Consider the following 16,663-nt stretch of genomic DNA (forward strand, 5'->3'; position numbering starts at 1 on the left):
ATGGTAAGCCGTCAGATGCGTTTTTAAGAGGGAAACGTTTCTGCGCTCCTAAACAAAAAACGCCCTGAAAGACTGGAAAGCAACATTACGCCACTTCTGCCGGAAGGGCACCTTTGCCTTTTTCATTTCTTTTTCCTGGTAATGAGCTGTTAAAATCAAGTCAAGGATCTGCTCGGTTTCATCAGGGTACTCTACCGGAATAGCCTCCCCATAGCGGAGCCATTCTTCAATAATCGGCAGGTTCCTTGACTTCAGGCTTTTCACCACGGGAACTCCCATGCTGGCCAAGGCAGTGGCGTTACAGTGCTGTTCATACTGCCTTTTCATAGGCACCACCAACAACTTCTTCTGGAGGTACAGGGCCTCGGCAGGTGTTTCAAACCCGGCCCCGCACAGCACCCCGGTACTGGAAGCCATGCTTTGGATAAACGCCTCGTTGTTGATGGGCTTAATCTCAATGTTGCCCTGCCGGAGTGGAGTCTGGTTGTGCTTGGAGAAAACCTCCCAGTTAACATCCGGAAACTTAGACAGTTTTTTCAAGAGCAGTTCATCGGCGTAGGCCGGAAGATAGACCGTGTAGTGCCCTTGGTTAGTTGGCTGGATTTCCCGCACCTGGGACCGGATGACCGGCGTGAAGGTAGTAGGGGAAAACCGTTGGAAGTGGAACCCATAGTGTGCAGTAGCCGGGGCGTAGTTTTGCAGGATCAGCTTGCCCAGCCTATCTTCTTTAATAGGATGAGGGGCAGCAGGGTCCATGACGGCACTCTGGTGGCTTAAGGCCAGGCAGGGCTTCTCTTTGAAGTAGCAGGCCCAGGCTGAAATTGGCTCAAAATCACTGATGACCAGATCGTATTCCTCTACTGGCAGTTTGCGGGCCTGATCGTAAAAAGCACGGGTTTCTAACTGAGAGAAGGTTTTTACAAAGTCTACGCCCCCCTTCTTCCCGAAAACGAAGCTTAAGCCGTGGCATTTGTACTTCACCTTAAAGGGTAACACCAGATCGGCCTGGCAGCCGCTCACCAGAATGTCCAACTGGCACTTTCTCTTCAGAATCGGCACAATCTCCAAGGCTCTGGCCAAGTGGCCATTGCCCGTGCCTTGTATGGCATACAGTACTTTCAAGCTCTTTTCAGGTTAAATTCTGACATCAGGTTCATCAGGAGTACGCTGCTGTCTAGGAAGTCCAAGGCTGGTTCCGCGAGATGCTCCTGCTTTATTACTGTATCTTCTTGGTAGGTATAGAGGTGCCACTGTCCGTTGTAATACTCCAAGGAGGTCAGGTTTTCTATCCAGTCACCGGAGTTTAGATAAGTGACTTGCCCTTTAGGCGTGGTGATTTCCCTGATCTCGGGTTGATGGATGTGTCCGCAGACCACGTATTGGTATTGGTTTTCTATGGCCAGATCGGCACAAACTTTTTCAAAGTCATTGATAAACTTAACTGCGCTTTTCACCCGGTTCTTGATGCTCTTTGAAAAAGAAACCTTTTCGCGTTGGAATTTATGGCCGATAAAGTTTACCAGGCGGTTGAGGAGAATGAGCAGATCATACCCATGGGCGCCCAAGCGGGCCAGCCATTTAGAGTGCTGCATGGTTACGTCAAACACATCTCCGTGGAAAATCCATGCTTTCTGGCCGTCCAGTTCCAGCACCACCTTGTTCTGGATAGTGAAAGAACCCAACCGGAAACCTACGAACTTGCGCAGCATTTCGTCATGGTTGCCGGTAATGTAGGTAACCTCCACTCCTTTGGAAATCATGCCGGTGAGGTATTTTACTACCTGCATGTGGGTTGTGGGCCAGTAGCTTTTACTGAATTGCCAGATGTCTATGATGTCCCCGTTAAGGATGATTTTCTTTGGTTTGATGCTTTTAAGATAGGCCAGCAGTTCCTTGGCGTGGCAGCCGTAAGTGCCCAGGTGCACGTCTGAAATCACCACTACTTCTACTTTCCTCTTTCTGGTTGATTTGATCCGCTTCATGGGCTGTCCTTTAACTATTAGTGGCGTCTGAAGGGCGAATCAAAGGAGTGCATCCTATTCACTAAGAGCGTGATGAGGACATTTCGGAGAAAGGCTTTTATCTGCTTCATACCCTACTAGGTTACGGCTCAAGATGGGAGTGTTCTATTCCTGATTAGCATTTGCCTTTAGGATATACATCAAGCTCCAAGCTTAAAAGCCATATTTCAAATTGCACTATAAAAGTAGCTTGGCTTTATTTCCTTATCGTTAAGGGCTTATTATCATTAAATTATTTTGCACCTCAGAATGACACGTCATAAAAAGTCATACAAAATAGGGATGTAGCTGTGAGCGCAAAAGAATCCAAAGGCTTTGAGGAGAAAACAAGGCAGGAAATAAAGCATTTAAGGCCTTGTACTTGCCTCTACTACCGAAAGACAGATAGTGAATTGGAGTTTGGTTCCTTATTATGACTTAGACAGACTCAACTCAAAAAAAGAGAGGCGCCCTTTTATTGGCGCCTCTCTTTTTTTGACCTAAGTAGTATTGTCATTGTTACCGCATACTTTGCGCGGTACCATTGCCCGTAGAATACAGTTGATTAAAGAGAAGCTTGAAAGTTCCGTGTGCCTGGCCTCTGAACGTGATTTCTGGGCCGAAGGCGTAGAAGGTGCCTGCACCGACTGGGGCAGAAAAAGCCGTTACACCATCTTTCAGATAAGCCTGTCCCCAGGCCCAACCACTCCGGAGCGGCTTATCTGTATGAAACCAGGCCAGTGGTTTTACCCCGCCGTTGGCTACGGCATCAGGAGTAAGCTTGAACACGGGGCTGTTGTCAAAGTAAACGTCCCCCTCAGTAGGCATGCCCCAGGTAGCGGGCTGGGTAGTGGCGTACTTCACCCGAAGAATGCTGCCTGGGATGTAGTATTTTGTAGCTGGGAGCGGTTTGGCTTGCCCGGAAGCGTTCATCTCCACCAAGGCATTGCTAACGGGTAGTCCCAGGTGATAAGCCAGGTTGGTGCTGGTGCCAATGGTGACTACAGTGCCGCCGGCTTCCATGAACTTCCGGAGGGCCGGGACAGACTTCTCTGCCGTAATAGAACCCAGCTGGGAACGGTACTCGGCCGGAACATCTTCCGGCTTAGGGCCTCGGCTTTCACTGCCTCGCTCAGTATTCCCTTGTCCGCCCACGGCAGGAATGGCCCGGGTTACAAACAAAATTACATCGTATTTCTTGTTCAGGTCACCCGCGTCAATGTCTTTCGCATATACTAACTGGATAGGGAAATGGTATTGCTCCATAATCCAGCGCGTCCAGCCCGAGGGCATAGAACCGCCATACGTATCCCAGAGAGCGATGCGCAAGGGAGAAACCTTGGTGGTGGCACCAACCGGACGTTGCGCGACTCCTTTGATGTTCAGGCCGTAGGCAGCAGCAGCTTTTTGCACGAGGGCTCTGGATTTATCGGTGGCAGGAACGAAGAAGTTGCCTTGGTCAGCACCAGCGGTTGGCATCCGGTATACCTCAGCACCAGCCTGGAGCAAGTCATTGACTGCAATGAAGGAATGATTAGCGCGGGCATCCAGCACATAACCGGCATCTGACGGTGATGCTTTCAGGTTGCCGTTGGGAGTTTGCAACTCTCCGTAAGGCACCGGTTGAAACGGTCCTTTGAAGTTGTCTAAGATACGGTCGAACTGCACACCCATTTGGAACGCCAAGGTCCAACCGGCGGCGTCATACGGCCGAATAGGAGGACCGCCCGGATACTGGAAATCGTTGGGGTGCTCTTGCGGTTCAAACATATCCATCACGTGTGGCCGGAACGCCTGGTCGGTCTTCACCACGTAAGAACCGGCCGGGTAGGTTTTGCCGGCTACTTTGAATTCCTCGGTAGCCTTGTGCACCAGGATTCCCGATTTGATCAGCGCATTCACAAAGGTGACTGCCGTAGGAAAATCAGGCTGAGCCGCCGAGATGATGTACCCTCTTGGGTCGCGCAAAGCAGGGTCTTTGAAAACTGTTTCAAAATGCTTGACCGGAACGTTGCCTCCACCTCCGGAAGTAGATTCATTAGTAGCGTTATCGGTATCGGCAGATTTCTGCTCTTTCGCGTGCGAGGCCGTGACGGCCTCTACGCTTTTAGGAGAAAGGGCCCAGTAGTCTTTGCTGCCGCGCTCAATGGAGTTCCTGCCCATGCGGTAAATGTTGTAGAGCAGCTCATCGCTGTGGCGGGCCGCGTAGTTAAGGACAGCATAGTTGAGCGACACGGAGTAATCAATAGACTGCTTGAAATGCCATTTCTGCGGCGCGACAGGGTTGGGCGTGGCACCGTTGGGAATCAGGCGCTGCGGCACCAGCGGCACTTCTTCCGGCGTAGGGTGCCCGATAATCTCGGTGAGCAGGCCCACTATGTTGTGGAAGTAAGGCGTGGTGCGTAAACCACCGTTCCACCAGGTGGAGAATTGAGAGCCGGCACGCTGCGTGTAGCCGGGCTTGCCTTCGGCGTTCAGGCGGTTGTTCATGGCGGCGCCCACGGCATCAATGCTGGTCACCAACAAAGGATCATACACGTAGTTGAACGGGTCACGGTACGGCGGACCCGCCAGCACCGAACCGGCCGGGCCGCGTTGGTGATGGTTGTACATGATCTGCGGAATCCACTCCACAAATAGTTGCTGGCTGATGTTCTGCGATTCTTTCATGTTGTTCATAAAGAAATCGCGGTTATTGTCGTGGCCCACGTATTTCTGGTACAGGCGGGGCAGGTGGTTCAGGGAGCGGTTCTTTTCTTTGCGCTCGCGCATGTACCAGTTGCTCACCAGTTCCTGCCCATCGGGGTTGGCGTGCGTCATAAGCACAATGGTCTGGTCCAGCAGGCGCTTGGTCTCCGCATCCTGGCGGCTTACCAGGTTCCAGGCGGTTTCAATCAACTGGTGAATGCCCACCGTTTCGGTGGCGTGCAGGCCGCCGTCAATCCACACCACCGCTTTGCCCTCAGCGGCCAAGGTGCGGGCTTGTGCCTCGGTCAGGTTTTCGGCCCGGGCAAGTTTCTGGGAGATTTCCTTAAAATGGCCTAAATTCTTGATGTTCTCCGGCGAAGAGACAATCAGCATAAATTGGTGACGGCCTTCCTCCGTGAGCCCAATTTCTACCAGTTTGGTGCGATCAGAGGCAGCCAGTTTCTTGAAATAGGCTTCGGTTTGGGTGAAATTTGCCAACTGGTAATCGTCGCCAATATTGAAGCCGAAATGCTCTTTAGGTGTAGGAACCGTTTGGGCCTGACAAACCGCCACTGTCAATAGCAGCAGAAGCGTGAGGGAACGGTAAAACTTACTAATCATAAGAATAGATTTTAGAAGTAAGAGGAAGGCAAATTCATTCTTTTGTCATCCTGAAAGGATCTTGTAGGCGAGCAGTAACAGCGCTTAAGACAAGGCTTTCTAGTTCGCCCACAAGATCTTTCCAAGATGACAAAGGCGGAAGAGATATGTTGTAGAAGGCAGAGAGCTTTTTCGATTGTAGAACGTTTTAAAGCTCTTTTCAGAAAACAGGCTCTAAACGCAGTTTCTACTACAAGGCAGTTTTGCATGTAGCCCTCTTGGTCAAAAGGAAAATATGCCCAAAGCGCCTTAGGGAAAAACTACTTTTTTCCTTTAGCAATGCCTGTTTCAGACAACAGCAGGAGCAAGGCGCGTTGGGTGCCCAGGTAAGCTTTGTCGTTGATCCAATACTCATCCAGGGCGTGGGCGTTGCTGCCTTTTCCGCCGCTGCCGATGGTCACCGCCGGGATGCCTTTGGAGAACGCGATATTGGAATTGGTAGACCCCACCCGAAGCGCCGGTTCGGTGCCCAGGAACCGGGTGGCGGCCACGCTGCGCTGCACCAGGGTCACGCCAGGATCAACGCCACCGGCCGGACGGTCGCCAATCAGTTTCACCTCCACGGTCAGGTTGGGGCCGAGGCGCTTCATCTGGTTTTCTTCCTGCAAGGCACGCTGCACGGCAGCCTGCAAAAGCTTGTCAATGCCCTCTACCCGCTCCGGACTCTCAGAGCGCATGTCCACTTCCATCCAGGACTCAAAAGGAATCGAGTTCACCGAGGTGCCGCCGCCAATCACACCCACGTTGTAAGTGGTCCTGATACCTTCTTTGGTGAACTTGTCGGCTTCTACGGCGAAGTAGTGGATGGCTCTGCCCAAGGCATTGTGGGGGTTTACCAGCCCGAACGCGCCGGAGGAATGCCCGCCCGGACCTTTGAACGTAATGCGGTACCGGTGCGAACCCAGGCCCCGGTTGGTTACGGTCCCGATGCCGGTTCCGTCCACAGCAATGTACGAATCGATTTTGGGCCCTTTTTCAGAAAACAGGTGTTTCACGCCCCGCAGGTCACCCAAACCTTCCTCGCCTACGGTGCCAATGAACAACACATCCGCTTCCGTTTCTAAGCCGGTTTTCTCCAACGTCTTCAAAACGGACAGCACCATGGCCAGACCTCGGGTATCATCGCCTACGCCGGGTGCGAGGAGCGTGTCGCCGCGTTGCTTTACTTTTACATCGGTACCCTCGGGAAAAACCGTGTCCAGGTGCGCTTCCATGACTACCGTTTTAGAGCCATTTTTCCCTTTTCGGCGCGCTAATACGTTGCCTACTTCATCAATCCAGACCGAATCGGCCCCCGCAGCCCGCAGCATTTCGGCATATTTCCTGCCGCGCACTTCTTCTTTGAAAGGTGGTGCCGGGATCTCGGTAAGTGTAATCAGGTCTTGAAGCGTTTGCGGCTCCAGGTCCAGGATGGTCTTGAAGGCAGCTTTCACCGTGGCGTTCTTGGCTAGGGCTTTTATATCGTTTTCGTAGCGCTTGTCCACGGAAATTGGTTTTTCGGTGGCCGGGGATTGCGCGACGGCCGGTGCTGCCAGGCAAAAAGCAAAGGTGGCAGGCAGAAGGCCTCGTAACAGGTACTGGGTTGGTTTGTTCATTTGGTTGGTGTGGGTTATTGGTGGTTCGGGAGAAGGGGGCGCTTACCTTTTCTCTCCCGGATGGTAAGTGGCTTTGGCGCGTTTCTCCACGTCTTCGCGGTAGTAAGCGGCGTCTTTGAATTGAACATCGGCGTAGCGTTGGGCCTGGTCATCGAAGTGTGGCGAGGCAGGATCGCCGCTTTGTCCGCCAGCCAGCAGGGTTTTCGCCTTCACCTTCGGCCCGAATTCCACAACGGCCACAAAGCTGTTGCCCGAGGTGCCGTACAGGCGCTTGGTGTTGTAAGAGTTGGCCCCGAAGGAGGCCAGTGCGCCCCAGTTCCCGGAAGCCATCCCAATAGGCAGGCTTGGCTTGGCGTCATTGAACGGCTGCTGAATGTCGCCGGTGAGGCGTTGGAAACGGTTGATTTCTCCCCAAGGCGTGTTCCACGTGCCGAAATCTTTTTCCAGGTGCGCGATAGTCTGGCGGAAAAGATCCAGGCGCTCTTTCTCCGGTGATTGGTTTGCGTAATACTCAAACCGCTCGATCAGGTTCAGGCTTTTGGGCGCGCTGCCGTTCCTCGTGGAAATGGTCGCGTAGAAGTGCGCCAAAGACATGGCCACCGATTCTTTAGATACCGCATAGTCCCAGCGGCGCATCACGTCAATAGCTGCTTTCAGTTTGGGATCGTTCGGTTTTTGGTTGTCATAAGCCTTCACCAAGCCAGGAGTGAGCAGTTCAAAGCCGGGCAGGTACGGGTCGTAGGCCAAACCGATGAGTTTGTCCAACGTCAGGTTATTCGCTTTCTTGAGCAAGCGTACCGCATGGATGCCCCGGAAATTCTCGGGCGATGGTGCCATGTACACGGGGTAATCTTCCTTTTTAGGGCTGTACTCGCCGGCGCTGGTAAACGGCGTAGAGTTACAGTTCTGAATCCAACCGTTGGGCGGGTTGATGACCCGAATGGTTTCCTCCAAAGAGTGCAGGCCTTGCCAATCGGTTTTGGGGTTGCTGCCGTCTACGGGTTTGGAGTAGTCAAAAGACGTGTCGCGTTCGGGGAAGAAGTTGCCGTGATAGTAAGCGATGTTGCCCTCGGCATCGGCGTAGACGGTTCCGTTAGAGGAGTTGGTCCGCATTTGCATCATCTCATTGAACTCCTTCAGGTTGCTTTTCTTGGTGCGAGTGTAGGATTGCGTGAGCGCCTCTACCGGTTTCCACATCAGGGCGGTGGCTACCCACTTGTCGCCGTTCTGGTGCGTAATGGGGCCGTGGTGGGTTCTGTAGGTAGTGAAGGTCTTTTGCTTGACTACATCATCTTCTTTGTAAGACAGCGTTACCTGAGAGGCGGTCACCGGCCGTTGCTCGTTTCCATATTGGTAGACCAGTTTGCCGTTCTGCTTGCTTACTTTCTCCTCAAATTCATCAATCACGTCTACGTACGCCGAAGTATGCATCCAGCCGGTTTTCTCGTTGAAGCCCTGGTAGATGAAGAACTGCCCCCAGGTGACAGCGCCGTACGCATTCAAACCTTCTTCGCTCACCGCATGCACTTCACCTCTAAAGAAGAAGGACGTATGCGGGTTGATCAGCAGCATGGCATTGCCCGAAGCGGTGTGCTTGCCGGAGATGGTGAAGCCATTGGAGCCTTTGGGTTCTGCCAAAAGGTTGGGCTGGGTCGATGGCTGGTGGTTGTAGCCGGTAAGTCCCTGTGCTTTGTTGTTTTCGTAGAACGCCTGAATCTTGTTGAGCGGAATGCTTTCTATGTCGCCGCCAATGGAGCCTTCAGTGAAGTACATGGGCATCCAGGGCTCAAAGCGCGTGAGCAGTTTGGGCTTTACCTCGGGGTGGGTGTGCAGGTAATAGTTGATGCCATCTGCGAAGGCCTGGCAAAGGGTTTTGAGCCACTCGGGGCTTTTTTCGTAGTGCTGCATGGCTTCTTCCTGGGTCATGTAGAGTTTCGCCCGTAGGTCGCTGTATAGCATTTCTTTGCCTTCCACTTCGGCTAATCTACCAGTGGCCCACAGGTAATTCCGCTCTACCCGGTTGAAATCATCTTCGCACTGCGCGTACAACAGCCCGAAAACGGCATCAGCATCGGTCTTGCCGTACACGTGGGGCACGCCAAAATCATCCCGGATAATGGTTACCCGCGCCGCTTGGGCCTTCCATTGGTCTACCTCTTTGGAAGAAGAAATCTTTTCGCTGGAAGAGCAGGAGAAAAGAACGAAGATGAAAAGGTAGAAAAGAGTAGTATTCTTTAACAAGTATCTCATGAGCAGATGAAGGTAGAAAAAGGCGAATCACCAATTTAAGGCTATTTTGGATAAAATACCTGTAAAATAGGCCTCCCAATTCTAAATACTAGAAGAGGGTTGCAAAAGGAAGTAAGAGATTGACTTTCCCCTTGTTTGCCTGGCCTGCGGTAGCCTGAGGTTCGTCTTTCGGGCTGGTTTAAAATACCCGAAGCCCTGACAAGAGTTTTTGCCAGGGCTTCGGGCACCATAATGTAAAACAGGATTGGTATAGCGCAGTGTTCAATGTATTAACAATCCTTCATTCAATTCGGTTTGCAATGGCTCATTCTTTACAATCCAGGTTGACAGTGCCATCGATATTCTTGCCTATGATTTCAACTATATTGTCCTTTTTGCAGCAATTTCCGTGGCCTTCCTTGAAATTATAGGTCTGGCCTCTTTTTATGCAAATCACATCATTGTCTTCAAGAGCTTCTACTGTGCCTGCGCAGGGTTTATTGAATGTAGGTATAACTGATTTTACTACTCCTTGTGGCATAGCTTATTAGTTTAAGGTTAGAATTAACTTCTGCTATACTACCTATTATGTTTATAAGGATAAATACTTATTAATCAGGATTTTTTAAAAAAAGAAGGATTGTTTTTGAATGGCAAAGGAAAGAAATTTTTGTGGTTAAAATCAGGTCTACTCTGAAATGCTAAATTGGTGTAAAAATTGTGCAAAATTTAAGTTAAAATACAAGGGTGAATCTTTTAACTATGCTAAAACGTAGTATATTTGTGTATTAAGTATGGTAATTATTGCACTTTTTAATAAAATTTAGGATGTGTAATGATGAAAGAAGTGTAGTGTTTTCCCCCCTTTACCCATGGAATGAAAGTTTACTGATATGGCTCCAAGCAATAGATATCAAGAGCTAGACGCCTTAAGGGGGATAGCGGCTTTAATAGTAGTGCTTTTTCACTATACCTTAGATCGACCAGAAGCAGCGCTGGGCTTTAAATACGGAGCGACCGGGGTAGATTTGTTCTTTATTATCAGTGGGTTCGTGATTTTCATGAGCGTCAGCAAAATCTCAAGAAGCTCTGATTTCGTTATAAACCGGATCAGCAGATTGTATCCTACCTATTGGGCGTCTGTTACCTTTACTTTCCTCTTCATAGCCTTCTCTTCTTTTTACAGATATGGCTCTTTAGAGCGGGTGCCTTTGAGGGATTATTTGGGGAACATGACCATGTTCCAACACTACCTAAAGATCCCTAATCTGGATGGCCCTTACTGGACCATGATCATTGAAATGATCTTTTACATTGGCGTTCTGTTTCTGTTTCACTTCAAGTTGTTGAAGTATTTCAATAGTATAGCCATTTCGCTGTCCCTTTCTGCAGTTGTGGCTGCTAATTTCCTGTATGAGTATAGGGTTGTCGAATTCGTTTTTAATGCCATCCCTCTGTTGAAGTACTTCCCTTTATTTTACGCGGGGATCCTGTTCTATAAAATCCATTCGCATGAAGGAAAGAAAGCAGAAAACTACCTGATGATTGTTTTTTGCTTTGTGTGCCAGGTGCTTCTGTTTAAGCTGGCAACCTCAAGCAAATTTATCAATGAAGTAGAGTATGTAGGATTGCTTACCGCTTACTTCTCCATTTTTACTTTGTTTGTAACTAACCAACTGAAGCCGTTGGTCAACAAGGTGACTCTTTACTTAGGTAAGATTTCTTTTGCTTTATACCTGACCCATCAATACGTGGCAACAGATAAGTTTAGCGGCCTCATTCCAACCCTGGTGAATGAGTTTGGAGTAAACTTCTGGGTGGCGTCACTTGGTGTAGCCTTACCTGTGGCCTTGATAGTAGCTTCACTTATTACGTTCTTCATAGAGGTGCCAATGACCAGGAACATGAAGCAAAACCTTTTACAGTTAAGGGCTGCCTTTGGCAAGCAGGAGGTGACGGTAGATAAAGCGAAGAGCATGGTGTAGCCTTTTGCCTGATCTAATAGATATATCTCAAAACCTGTAAGTTCTACACGTTAGGTTCAGCTTTGCCATCAAAATATTAACACAAAGAAGGCGCTTCAACTTAAGTTGAAGCGCCTTCTTTGTGTATGTGGCAGTTTCCGTAATTCCCAAAGAATGCTCCTGCTCCCGCAAATAGATGTTTGGAGAATGGTTAAAGGGTAAGTTGAAGATTGCAGAACAAACCCTCAGTTCCGGAACGCATTTATTTGAGTTGCATGATAGCGGCAATGGTTTCGATGCCCTCCCAGAGGTACTGAATTTTTACATTCTCATTCTCGGCGTGCTGGTTGTTGTCGTAGTTCACAATGGGCACGGTGACCACTTTTGTGTTCAGGATTTCTTCAAAGAGGTACAAGGGCAGGCTTCCGCCCATAGAGGGAATCAAGACCAGTGGTTCTTTGGTCGTGGACTGCACCGCAGTTTGTATGCTTTTGGCGATGGGTAAATCCATGGGGGTGCGCTGCGCGTTGTAGCCATGCTCCACTTCTACCTTGATTAGGTTAGGGTGTTTGCTGCGGTCTTCTTCAGTAGGCTCACGGTCCAGTACCTGAAAACCCTTGCTCTTTATATGGGCAATCACCTTTTCTGCCTGTTTCTTGTGATCGTTGCCTTTTACCAAACGCAGGTCTAAAACAGCTTCGGCTTTGGTGGGAATTACGTTGCTGGCCATCGGGCCTACATTGGCGCTGTGCAGGCCATTGATATTCAGGGTGGGCTGCATGATGGACTCTACAATGGATCTGCCTGCTACTTCCGGGGTGTTGACTCCTAGCTCCTTTTTTAAGATCTCATCCTGATTCGGGATTTGAGCCAGGGCTTTCTTCTCGGAGGCAGTAAGCGGGGTGACATCGTCATAAAAGCCTTTCACCAGCACCTTGCCCTGTTCATCTTTCATAGAGGCCAGTAGTTGAGCTAGTTTCAGGGCAGGGTTGGGTGCCCAATTTCCGTAATTGCCGCTGTGTAGCGGGCGTTTGGCGCCATAGACGGTAAGGGCCATGTTCACGTCGCCGCGCACGCCATATACAATGGTCTTTTTGCCTGAGGCATGCCGGGGTGCGTCAATGATGATCCAGCAATCGGCTTGCAGTTTGGCTTTGTGCTGCTTGAAAACCTCATCCAGGTGGATGGAGCCTACTTCTTCTTCGCCTTCAAACAGGAACTTGATGTTCGCATTCAGGCGCTGGCCGGTTTTCACCAAGGCATCGTAGGCGTTGATGATCGCCATCACTCCTGCTTTGTCATCGGCAGAGCCGCGGCCCAAAATGCGCCAGTCTGGATTAACAGCGTCACCAGATTTGTATGGTCCTATAATCTTGCCGCCGTTTTCAAATGCTCCGGTAATGAGCACCGGTTTAAAAGGCTCCACGCCTGCGTACCATTGCTTCGGGTTCACCGGTTGTCCGTCATAATGCGCGTAGAACCCAATGGTCTTGTTAGCGCCAGGTGTTTTGATTTCGCCGAACACTGCCGGAGTAACTTCAGGAGTAGTTCCGGTCAGTAACTCTGCTTTAATGCCCCTGCTGGTCATCATGTCCTTAATGAAAACGGCATTCTTCCGGATATTGACCGTGTCTGTGGAAACATTGGGGATAGAGAGAAACCGGATGTACTCTTCCATCAGTTTCTTGTCATTTTGCTTAATGTACGCTTGTATGGTTTGCGCCTTGAGGGAAGGCAGGGAGCACAGCGCGGCGAGGGTTAAGCCAAGGATTCGGTAAAGTTTCAAGGTCATGGGTAGGCTGGTGAAATAGGTGAGGCTGGTAATGCTAAGATAAGAAGCAGAACGGTTCTTTTGCTATCCTGCTTAAGGTGAAATCCTAGCCCTGCCTTTTTCCTCTTTTTAGGCCTGTTTTTTAGAAAACAGTATGTAAACTCCCTTGAATTGAAGTCTTGCTGAAGCCAGGTTGCAGGGTGTTCAGCAAGAAATCAAATCAACTCCTTTATATTGGTAGCTAGAAATCATCTTTAAGAATCTGCTGATGGCTAAGAAAATAAAGGGGAGACGTGCGTTTCTGAAAAGCTCTGGGTTGGCAACACTTCCGTTCCTGCTTCCAACCGGATTGTCCTCGCCAGCTGCTTTGGCGCAGTACGCCGCGGGAAAAGAGGAAAGCATCAACTTTGTGACCGATGGGGCCATGCCTTCCCCAAAGGAATATGTGCAGGAGCTCCAGGCAGTTGTAGAAAAATATCCCAACGTGCAAGATACCTACGCCAAAGAAGGAGCAGTTGCCCAGTTAGAGCAGAAGTTTGCCGAAATAACCGGAAAACAGAAAGCTATCTTTATGCCTTCGGGGACTATGGCCAACAACCTCGCGCTGCGAGTGCTGAGCCAGAACAAAAGCAAAATCTTTGTGCAGGAGGTCAGCCATCTGTTCCGTGATGAAGCCGATGCTGCCCAGACGGTCCACAGCAAAAGGCTGATTCCGTTGGCGCCCGGCAAAGCCGAGTTCAGCTTGGAGGAATTGAAGGAAGCAATTGCGTATCATGACAAAGGCGAGGTTTTCAAGAGTGGTATTGGCGCGGTGTCTATTGAGAACCCGGTCAGAAGAGCCGATGGGCAGGTGGTCTCCATAGAAGAGATCAGGAAAATAGCGGCCTATTGCAAAGAGAACGGGATAAAGCTACACTTGGATGGCGCCAGATTGCACCTGGCATCGGCGTATTCGGGAGTGCCTATCAAGGAGTATGCTGCCCCGTTTGACACAGTGTACATTTCGCTCTATAAATACCTGGGAAGCAAAGGCGGTGCTATTCTGGCCGGCGATGCGGCAGTCATTGATCAGATGCCGCACCTGATTAAAGTGTATGGCGGCAACATCTACCAAAACTGGCCTTACGCGGCCATGGCGTTAGATAAGGTTGCTACCATTGAAAGCCAGCTACAGAAAGCCAGAACAAAAGCAGACCAGCTATTCAGTATAATGAACCAGGCAGGAAACATGAAGGTCAGCAAAATCGAGAACGGAAGTAACATCTTCAACCTGCAGATTACAGCGCCAGTCAACTTTGAAAAGCTTACTGCTTATTTAAAGGAGAAAGAGCAAATCCAGCTAAGGATGCCCGACGGACAAGGCACTATCAAGTTCTACGTGAATGAGACGATTCTAAAAAGGAGCAATGAATCCATTTTAAATGCTTTGAAGAAGGCCATCAATTCGTCTGTCGCGTAATGTATAGTCTCTTTTCACGTTCCTGTTTTTTGGGCCATTTTTGTCTAACGTAAACTATCTCAATAGTACCTATATGAAAAGAATTCTAACCCTGCTTCTTTGTCTCTCTTTTGCTGGAGCGGCCTTGGGGCAGCAGACGCAAAAGCCGGTATTGCACGGCAAGAACTGGATGGCCATTACCGGAAAGCCTTTGGCCGCCACAGCCGGTTCTATGACCTTTCAGAAAGGTGGAAATGCAGTGGATGCGGCTTGCGCCATGCTGGCGGCTACCTGCACCATGTGGGATGTCCTGAGCTGGGGCGGCGAAACCCAAGCCTTGATCTATAATCCTAAAACAAAGAAAGTCATTGCCATCAACGCCATGGGCGTGGCGCCAACCGGGGCTACCGCGGCGTTCTTCAAAGGCAAAGGCTACAGCTTTCCGCCGGAATATGGTCCCTTGGCAGCTACTACCCCCGGTACCCCCGGCGGACTTTTGTACATGTTAGCCAATTACGGCACCCTGAGTTTAGAGCAAGTGCTGGCCCCTGCCATGGAAATGGCCTCCGGGTACCCCATTGAAGCCCAGACAGCCAACAGCTTTGAGCGCGAGAAAGAGCGGTTGAAGCAATGGCCTTACAGCAAAAAAGTATTCCTGCCGCATTTAGGTCAAAAAAGAGAAGCTCCCGAGGCGGGCGAAATCTTTGTGCAAAAAGATTTGCTAGCCACTCTTACCAAAATGGTGGAAACCGAGAAAGCGGCTCTTAAGAAAGGTAAAAGCCGCAAAGAAGCCATCATGGCTGCTTATGACCGTTTTTACACTGGCGATATTGCGAAGGAGTTTGTGCGGGGCTGCCAGGAGCAGGGCGGTCTGATTACCATGCAGGATCTGGCCAAGTGGAAGCCTATTGAAGAAGAGCCGCTAAGCGTAAACTACAAAGGGATTGAGGTCTACAAGCTAAAGCAGTGGACCCAGGGGCCTGTCATGCTGCAGGCGCTGAACATCCTGGAAAACTTCGACCTGAAGAGCATGGGGCATAACAGTCCCAAGTACATTCATACGCTTTACCAAACCATGAACCTCACCTACGCAGACCGGGATTTCTACTACGGCGACTCCTACTTCGCGCCGCAGGAACCCATCAAAGGGTTGCTGAGTAAGGAGTATGCCAAGCAAAGAGCATCTCTGATTCAGTTTGACAAGAACAATCCTAACATAGGGCCAGGAGATCCTTACCCATTTGAGGCAAAAGGCTTGAAAAACCCGTACCTGAAGCTTTTGAAAGAGAGAGGCTACGAGATGGATACCACCAAGCGGAACTTCGCGCCCACCCACGACATCCGGAACGGTTCTTCCAAAGTAGACTATGAAAAGAGACTATGGCTGGGTACCACCACCGTAGAAGCCGCCGATAAAGAAGGTTGGGTAGTGTCTATCACGCCTAGCGGTGGCTGGAACCCCGCCGTTATTGCCGGAAACACCGGAGTGGGCATGAGCCAGCGCATGCAAAGCTTTGTGTTAGACCCTGAATTGAATCCTTTTAACGTGGTAGAGCCGGGTAAGAGGCCCAGAGTAACGCTTACTCCGTCCATGGCGCTGAAGGATGGGAAGCCTTTCCTGTCCTTCGCGGTACAGGGCGGCGATACCCAGGACCAGAACCTTCTGCAGTTCTTTTTGAACGTAGCTGATTTCGGGATGAATGTGCAGCAGGCTTCTGAGGCACCCAACTTCAACACCAACCAGTTGTGGCTATCCTTAGGCGGTACCAAAACTGATGACCGCAAACCCAAGCCGGGCCAGATCCTTTTACATGACAGTACTCCTGAAGAGGTGCGTGCTCAATTGAAGAAAATGGGCTATATCTTAAGCTTTGACGACCGTACCAGTGGCCCAATCAACGCTATCTATTTTGATTGGAAACACGGTAGTTTCTGGGGCGGCTCCAGTAACCACGGCGAGGATTACGGTATTGGATGGTAAGTAACCGAACTTTAAATTCGGCGAGCTAATGCTCGTAAAGGCTCCTTCTGTCCCTAAGCTTAGCTTCAGTATTCTTAGAATTTATTAGTTTCTAGAATATAGTTTTAGCAATTGTTTCCCGAAAACAGGCAATAAACCGTGTGCTGAAGGTCTTTGCTGGTTTTATTCTTAGTTGATTTTATTGAAAGCTTACACCTGCCGGGGAAGTTAGTTCTTGCCATGGTGCTATGAGTAAGCTTTGTTTCATTGACCCCTTCCTATTCTTCAAATGAAGAACAGGAAGGGGTTTCCGTTTTAAGGGCGTTATAGGAAAATCGATTAAAAAAGACCTTTTTAA

The 16,663-nt window shown here is 49.9% G+C and carries 10 protein-coding genes; 3 read left to right on the top strand and 7 right to left on the bottom strand.

Features of this window, described 5'->3' with window-relative positions; all coding sequences use genetic code 11:
• Positions 1 to 48 precede the first annotated feature (48 nt).
• The 6 genes from DC20_RS09475 to DC20_RS09500 form a co-directional block, all read right to left on the bottom strand.
• Complete coding sequence (locus DC20_RS09475; protein ID WP_062543613.1) at positions 49 to 1,122, bottom strand: glycosyltransferase family protein; 1,074 nt, start codon at positions 1,120 to 1,122, stop codon at positions 49 to 51.
• Positions 1,119 to 1,982, bottom strand: a complete 864-nt coding sequence (locus DC20_RS09480) for a UDP-2,3-diacylglucosamine diphosphatase (protein ID WP_062543614.1) — start codon at positions 1,980 to 1,982, stop codon at positions 1,119 to 1,121. The genes DC20_RS09475 and DC20_RS09480 overlap by 4 nt, the downstream gene beginning before the upstream one ends.
• A gap of 537 nt (positions 1,983 to 2,519) precedes the next feature.
• Positions 2,520 to 5,309: a M14 family metallopeptidase gene (locus DC20_RS09485; RefSeq protein WP_062543615.1), complete on the bottom strand. Its 2,790-nt coding sequence runs from the start codon at positions 5,307 to 5,309 to the stop codon at positions 2,520 to 2,522.
• A 299-nt stretch (positions 5,310 to 5,608) separates the two neighbouring features.
• On the bottom strand, positions 5,609 to 6,943 hold the full coding sequence (locus tag DC20_RS09490; protein WP_062543616.1) for a M20/M25/M40 family metallo-hydrolase: 1,335 nt from the start codon (positions 6,941 to 6,943) through the stop codon (positions 5,609 to 5,611).
• A gap of 42 nt (positions 6,944 to 6,985) precedes the next feature.
• The gene (locus tag DC20_RS09495) at positions 6,986 to 9,193 is read right to left on the bottom strand and encodes an acylase (protein ID WP_062543617.1); all 2,208 of its coding nucleotides are present in this window, start codon (positions 9,191 to 9,193) and stop codon (positions 6,986 to 6,988) included.
• Positions 9,194 to 9,497: 304 nt separating this feature from the next.
• Positions 9,498 to 9,713 (bottom strand): hypothetical protein, encoded by a 216-nt coding sequence (locus DC20_RS09500; protein WP_062543618.1) that lies wholly within the window; start codon positions 9,711 to 9,713, stop codon positions 9,498 to 9,500.
• A gap of 352 nt (positions 9,714 to 10,065) precedes the next feature.
• Here DC20_RS09500 and DC20_RS09505 point away from each other — a divergent pair, with 352 nt between their 5' ends.
• Entirely contained in the window at positions 10,066 to 11,157 is a 1,092-nt protein-coding gene (locus DC20_RS09505) for an acyltransferase family protein (protein ID WP_062543619.1), read from the top strand.
• Positions 11,158 to 11,398: 241 nt separating this feature from the next.
• Here DC20_RS09505 and DC20_RS09510 read toward each other — a convergent pair whose 3' ends face one another.
• Positions 11,399 to 12,928, bottom strand: a complete 1,530-nt coding sequence (locus DC20_RS09510; RefSeq protein ID WP_062543620.1) for a M20/M25/M40 family metallo-hydrolase — start codon at positions 12,926 to 12,928, stop codon at positions 11,399 to 11,401.
• Between the two features lie 247 nt (positions 12,929 to 13,175).
• Between DC20_RS09510 and DC20_RS09515 the strand changes: the two genes are divergently transcribed.
• Together DC20_RS09515 and DC20_RS09520 are read left to right on the top strand one after the other, a co-directional pair.
• Positions 13,176 to 14,366 carry a threonine aldolase family protein gene (locus DC20_RS09515; RefSeq protein WP_062543621.1) on the top strand — a complete coding sequence of 397 codons (1,191 nt, stop codon included), beginning with the start codon at positions 13,176 to 13,178 and terminating at the stop codon, positions 14,364 to 14,366.
• Positions 14,367 to 14,439: 73 nt separating this feature from the next.
• Positions 14,440 to 16,326: a gamma-glutamyltransferase family protein gene (locus DC20_RS09520; RefSeq protein ID WP_062543622.1), complete on the top strand. Its 1,887-nt coding sequence runs from the start codon at positions 14,440 to 14,442 to the stop codon at positions 16,324 to 16,326.
• The last annotated feature ends 337 nt before the right edge of the window (positions 16,327 to 16,663 follow it).

The organism is Rufibacter tibetensis (assembly GCF_001310085.1).
GTDB lineage: Bacteria > Bacteroidota > Bacteroidia > Cytophagales > Hymenobacteraceae > Nibribacter > Nibribacter tibetensis.

Excerpts from the sequence above, each read along its gene's own strand:
- DC20_RS09480 (WP_062543614.1), bottom strand. The coding sequence starts at position 1,982 with ATGAAGCGGATCAAATCAACCAGAAAGAGGAAAGTAGAAGTAGTGGTG.
- DC20_RS09485 (WP_062543615.1), bottom strand. The coding sequence starts at position 5,309 with ATGATTAGTAAGTTTTACCGTTCCCTCACGCTTCTGCTGCTATTGACA.
- DC20_RS09490 (WP_062543616.1), bottom strand. The coding sequence starts at position 6,943 with ATGAACAAACCAACCCAGTACCTGTTACGAGGCCTTCTGCCTGCCACC.
- DC20_RS09495 (WP_062543617.1), bottom strand. The coding sequence starts at position 9,193 with ATGAGATACTTGTTAAAGAATACTACTCTTTTCTACCTTTTCATCTTC.
- DC20_RS09500 (WP_062543618.1), bottom strand. The coding sequence starts at position 9,713 with ATGCCACAAGGAGTAGTAAAATCAGTTATACCTACATTCAATAAACCC.
- DC20_RS09505 (WP_062543619.1), top strand. The coding sequence starts at position 10,066 with ATGGCTCCAAGCAATAGATATCAAGAGCTAGACGCCTTAAGGGGGATA.
- DC20_RS09510 (WP_062543620.1), bottom strand. The coding sequence starts at position 12,928 with ATGACCTTGAAACTTTACCGAATCCTTGGCTTAACCCTCGCCGCGCTG.
- DC20_RS09515 (WP_062543621.1), top strand. The coding sequence starts at position 13,176 with ATGGCTAAGAAAATAAAGGGGAGACGTGCGTTTCTGAAAAGCTCTGGG.
- DC20_RS09520 (WP_062543622.1), top strand. The coding sequence starts at position 14,440 with ATGAAAAGAATTCTAACCCTGCTTCTTTGTCTCTCTTTTGCTGGAGCG.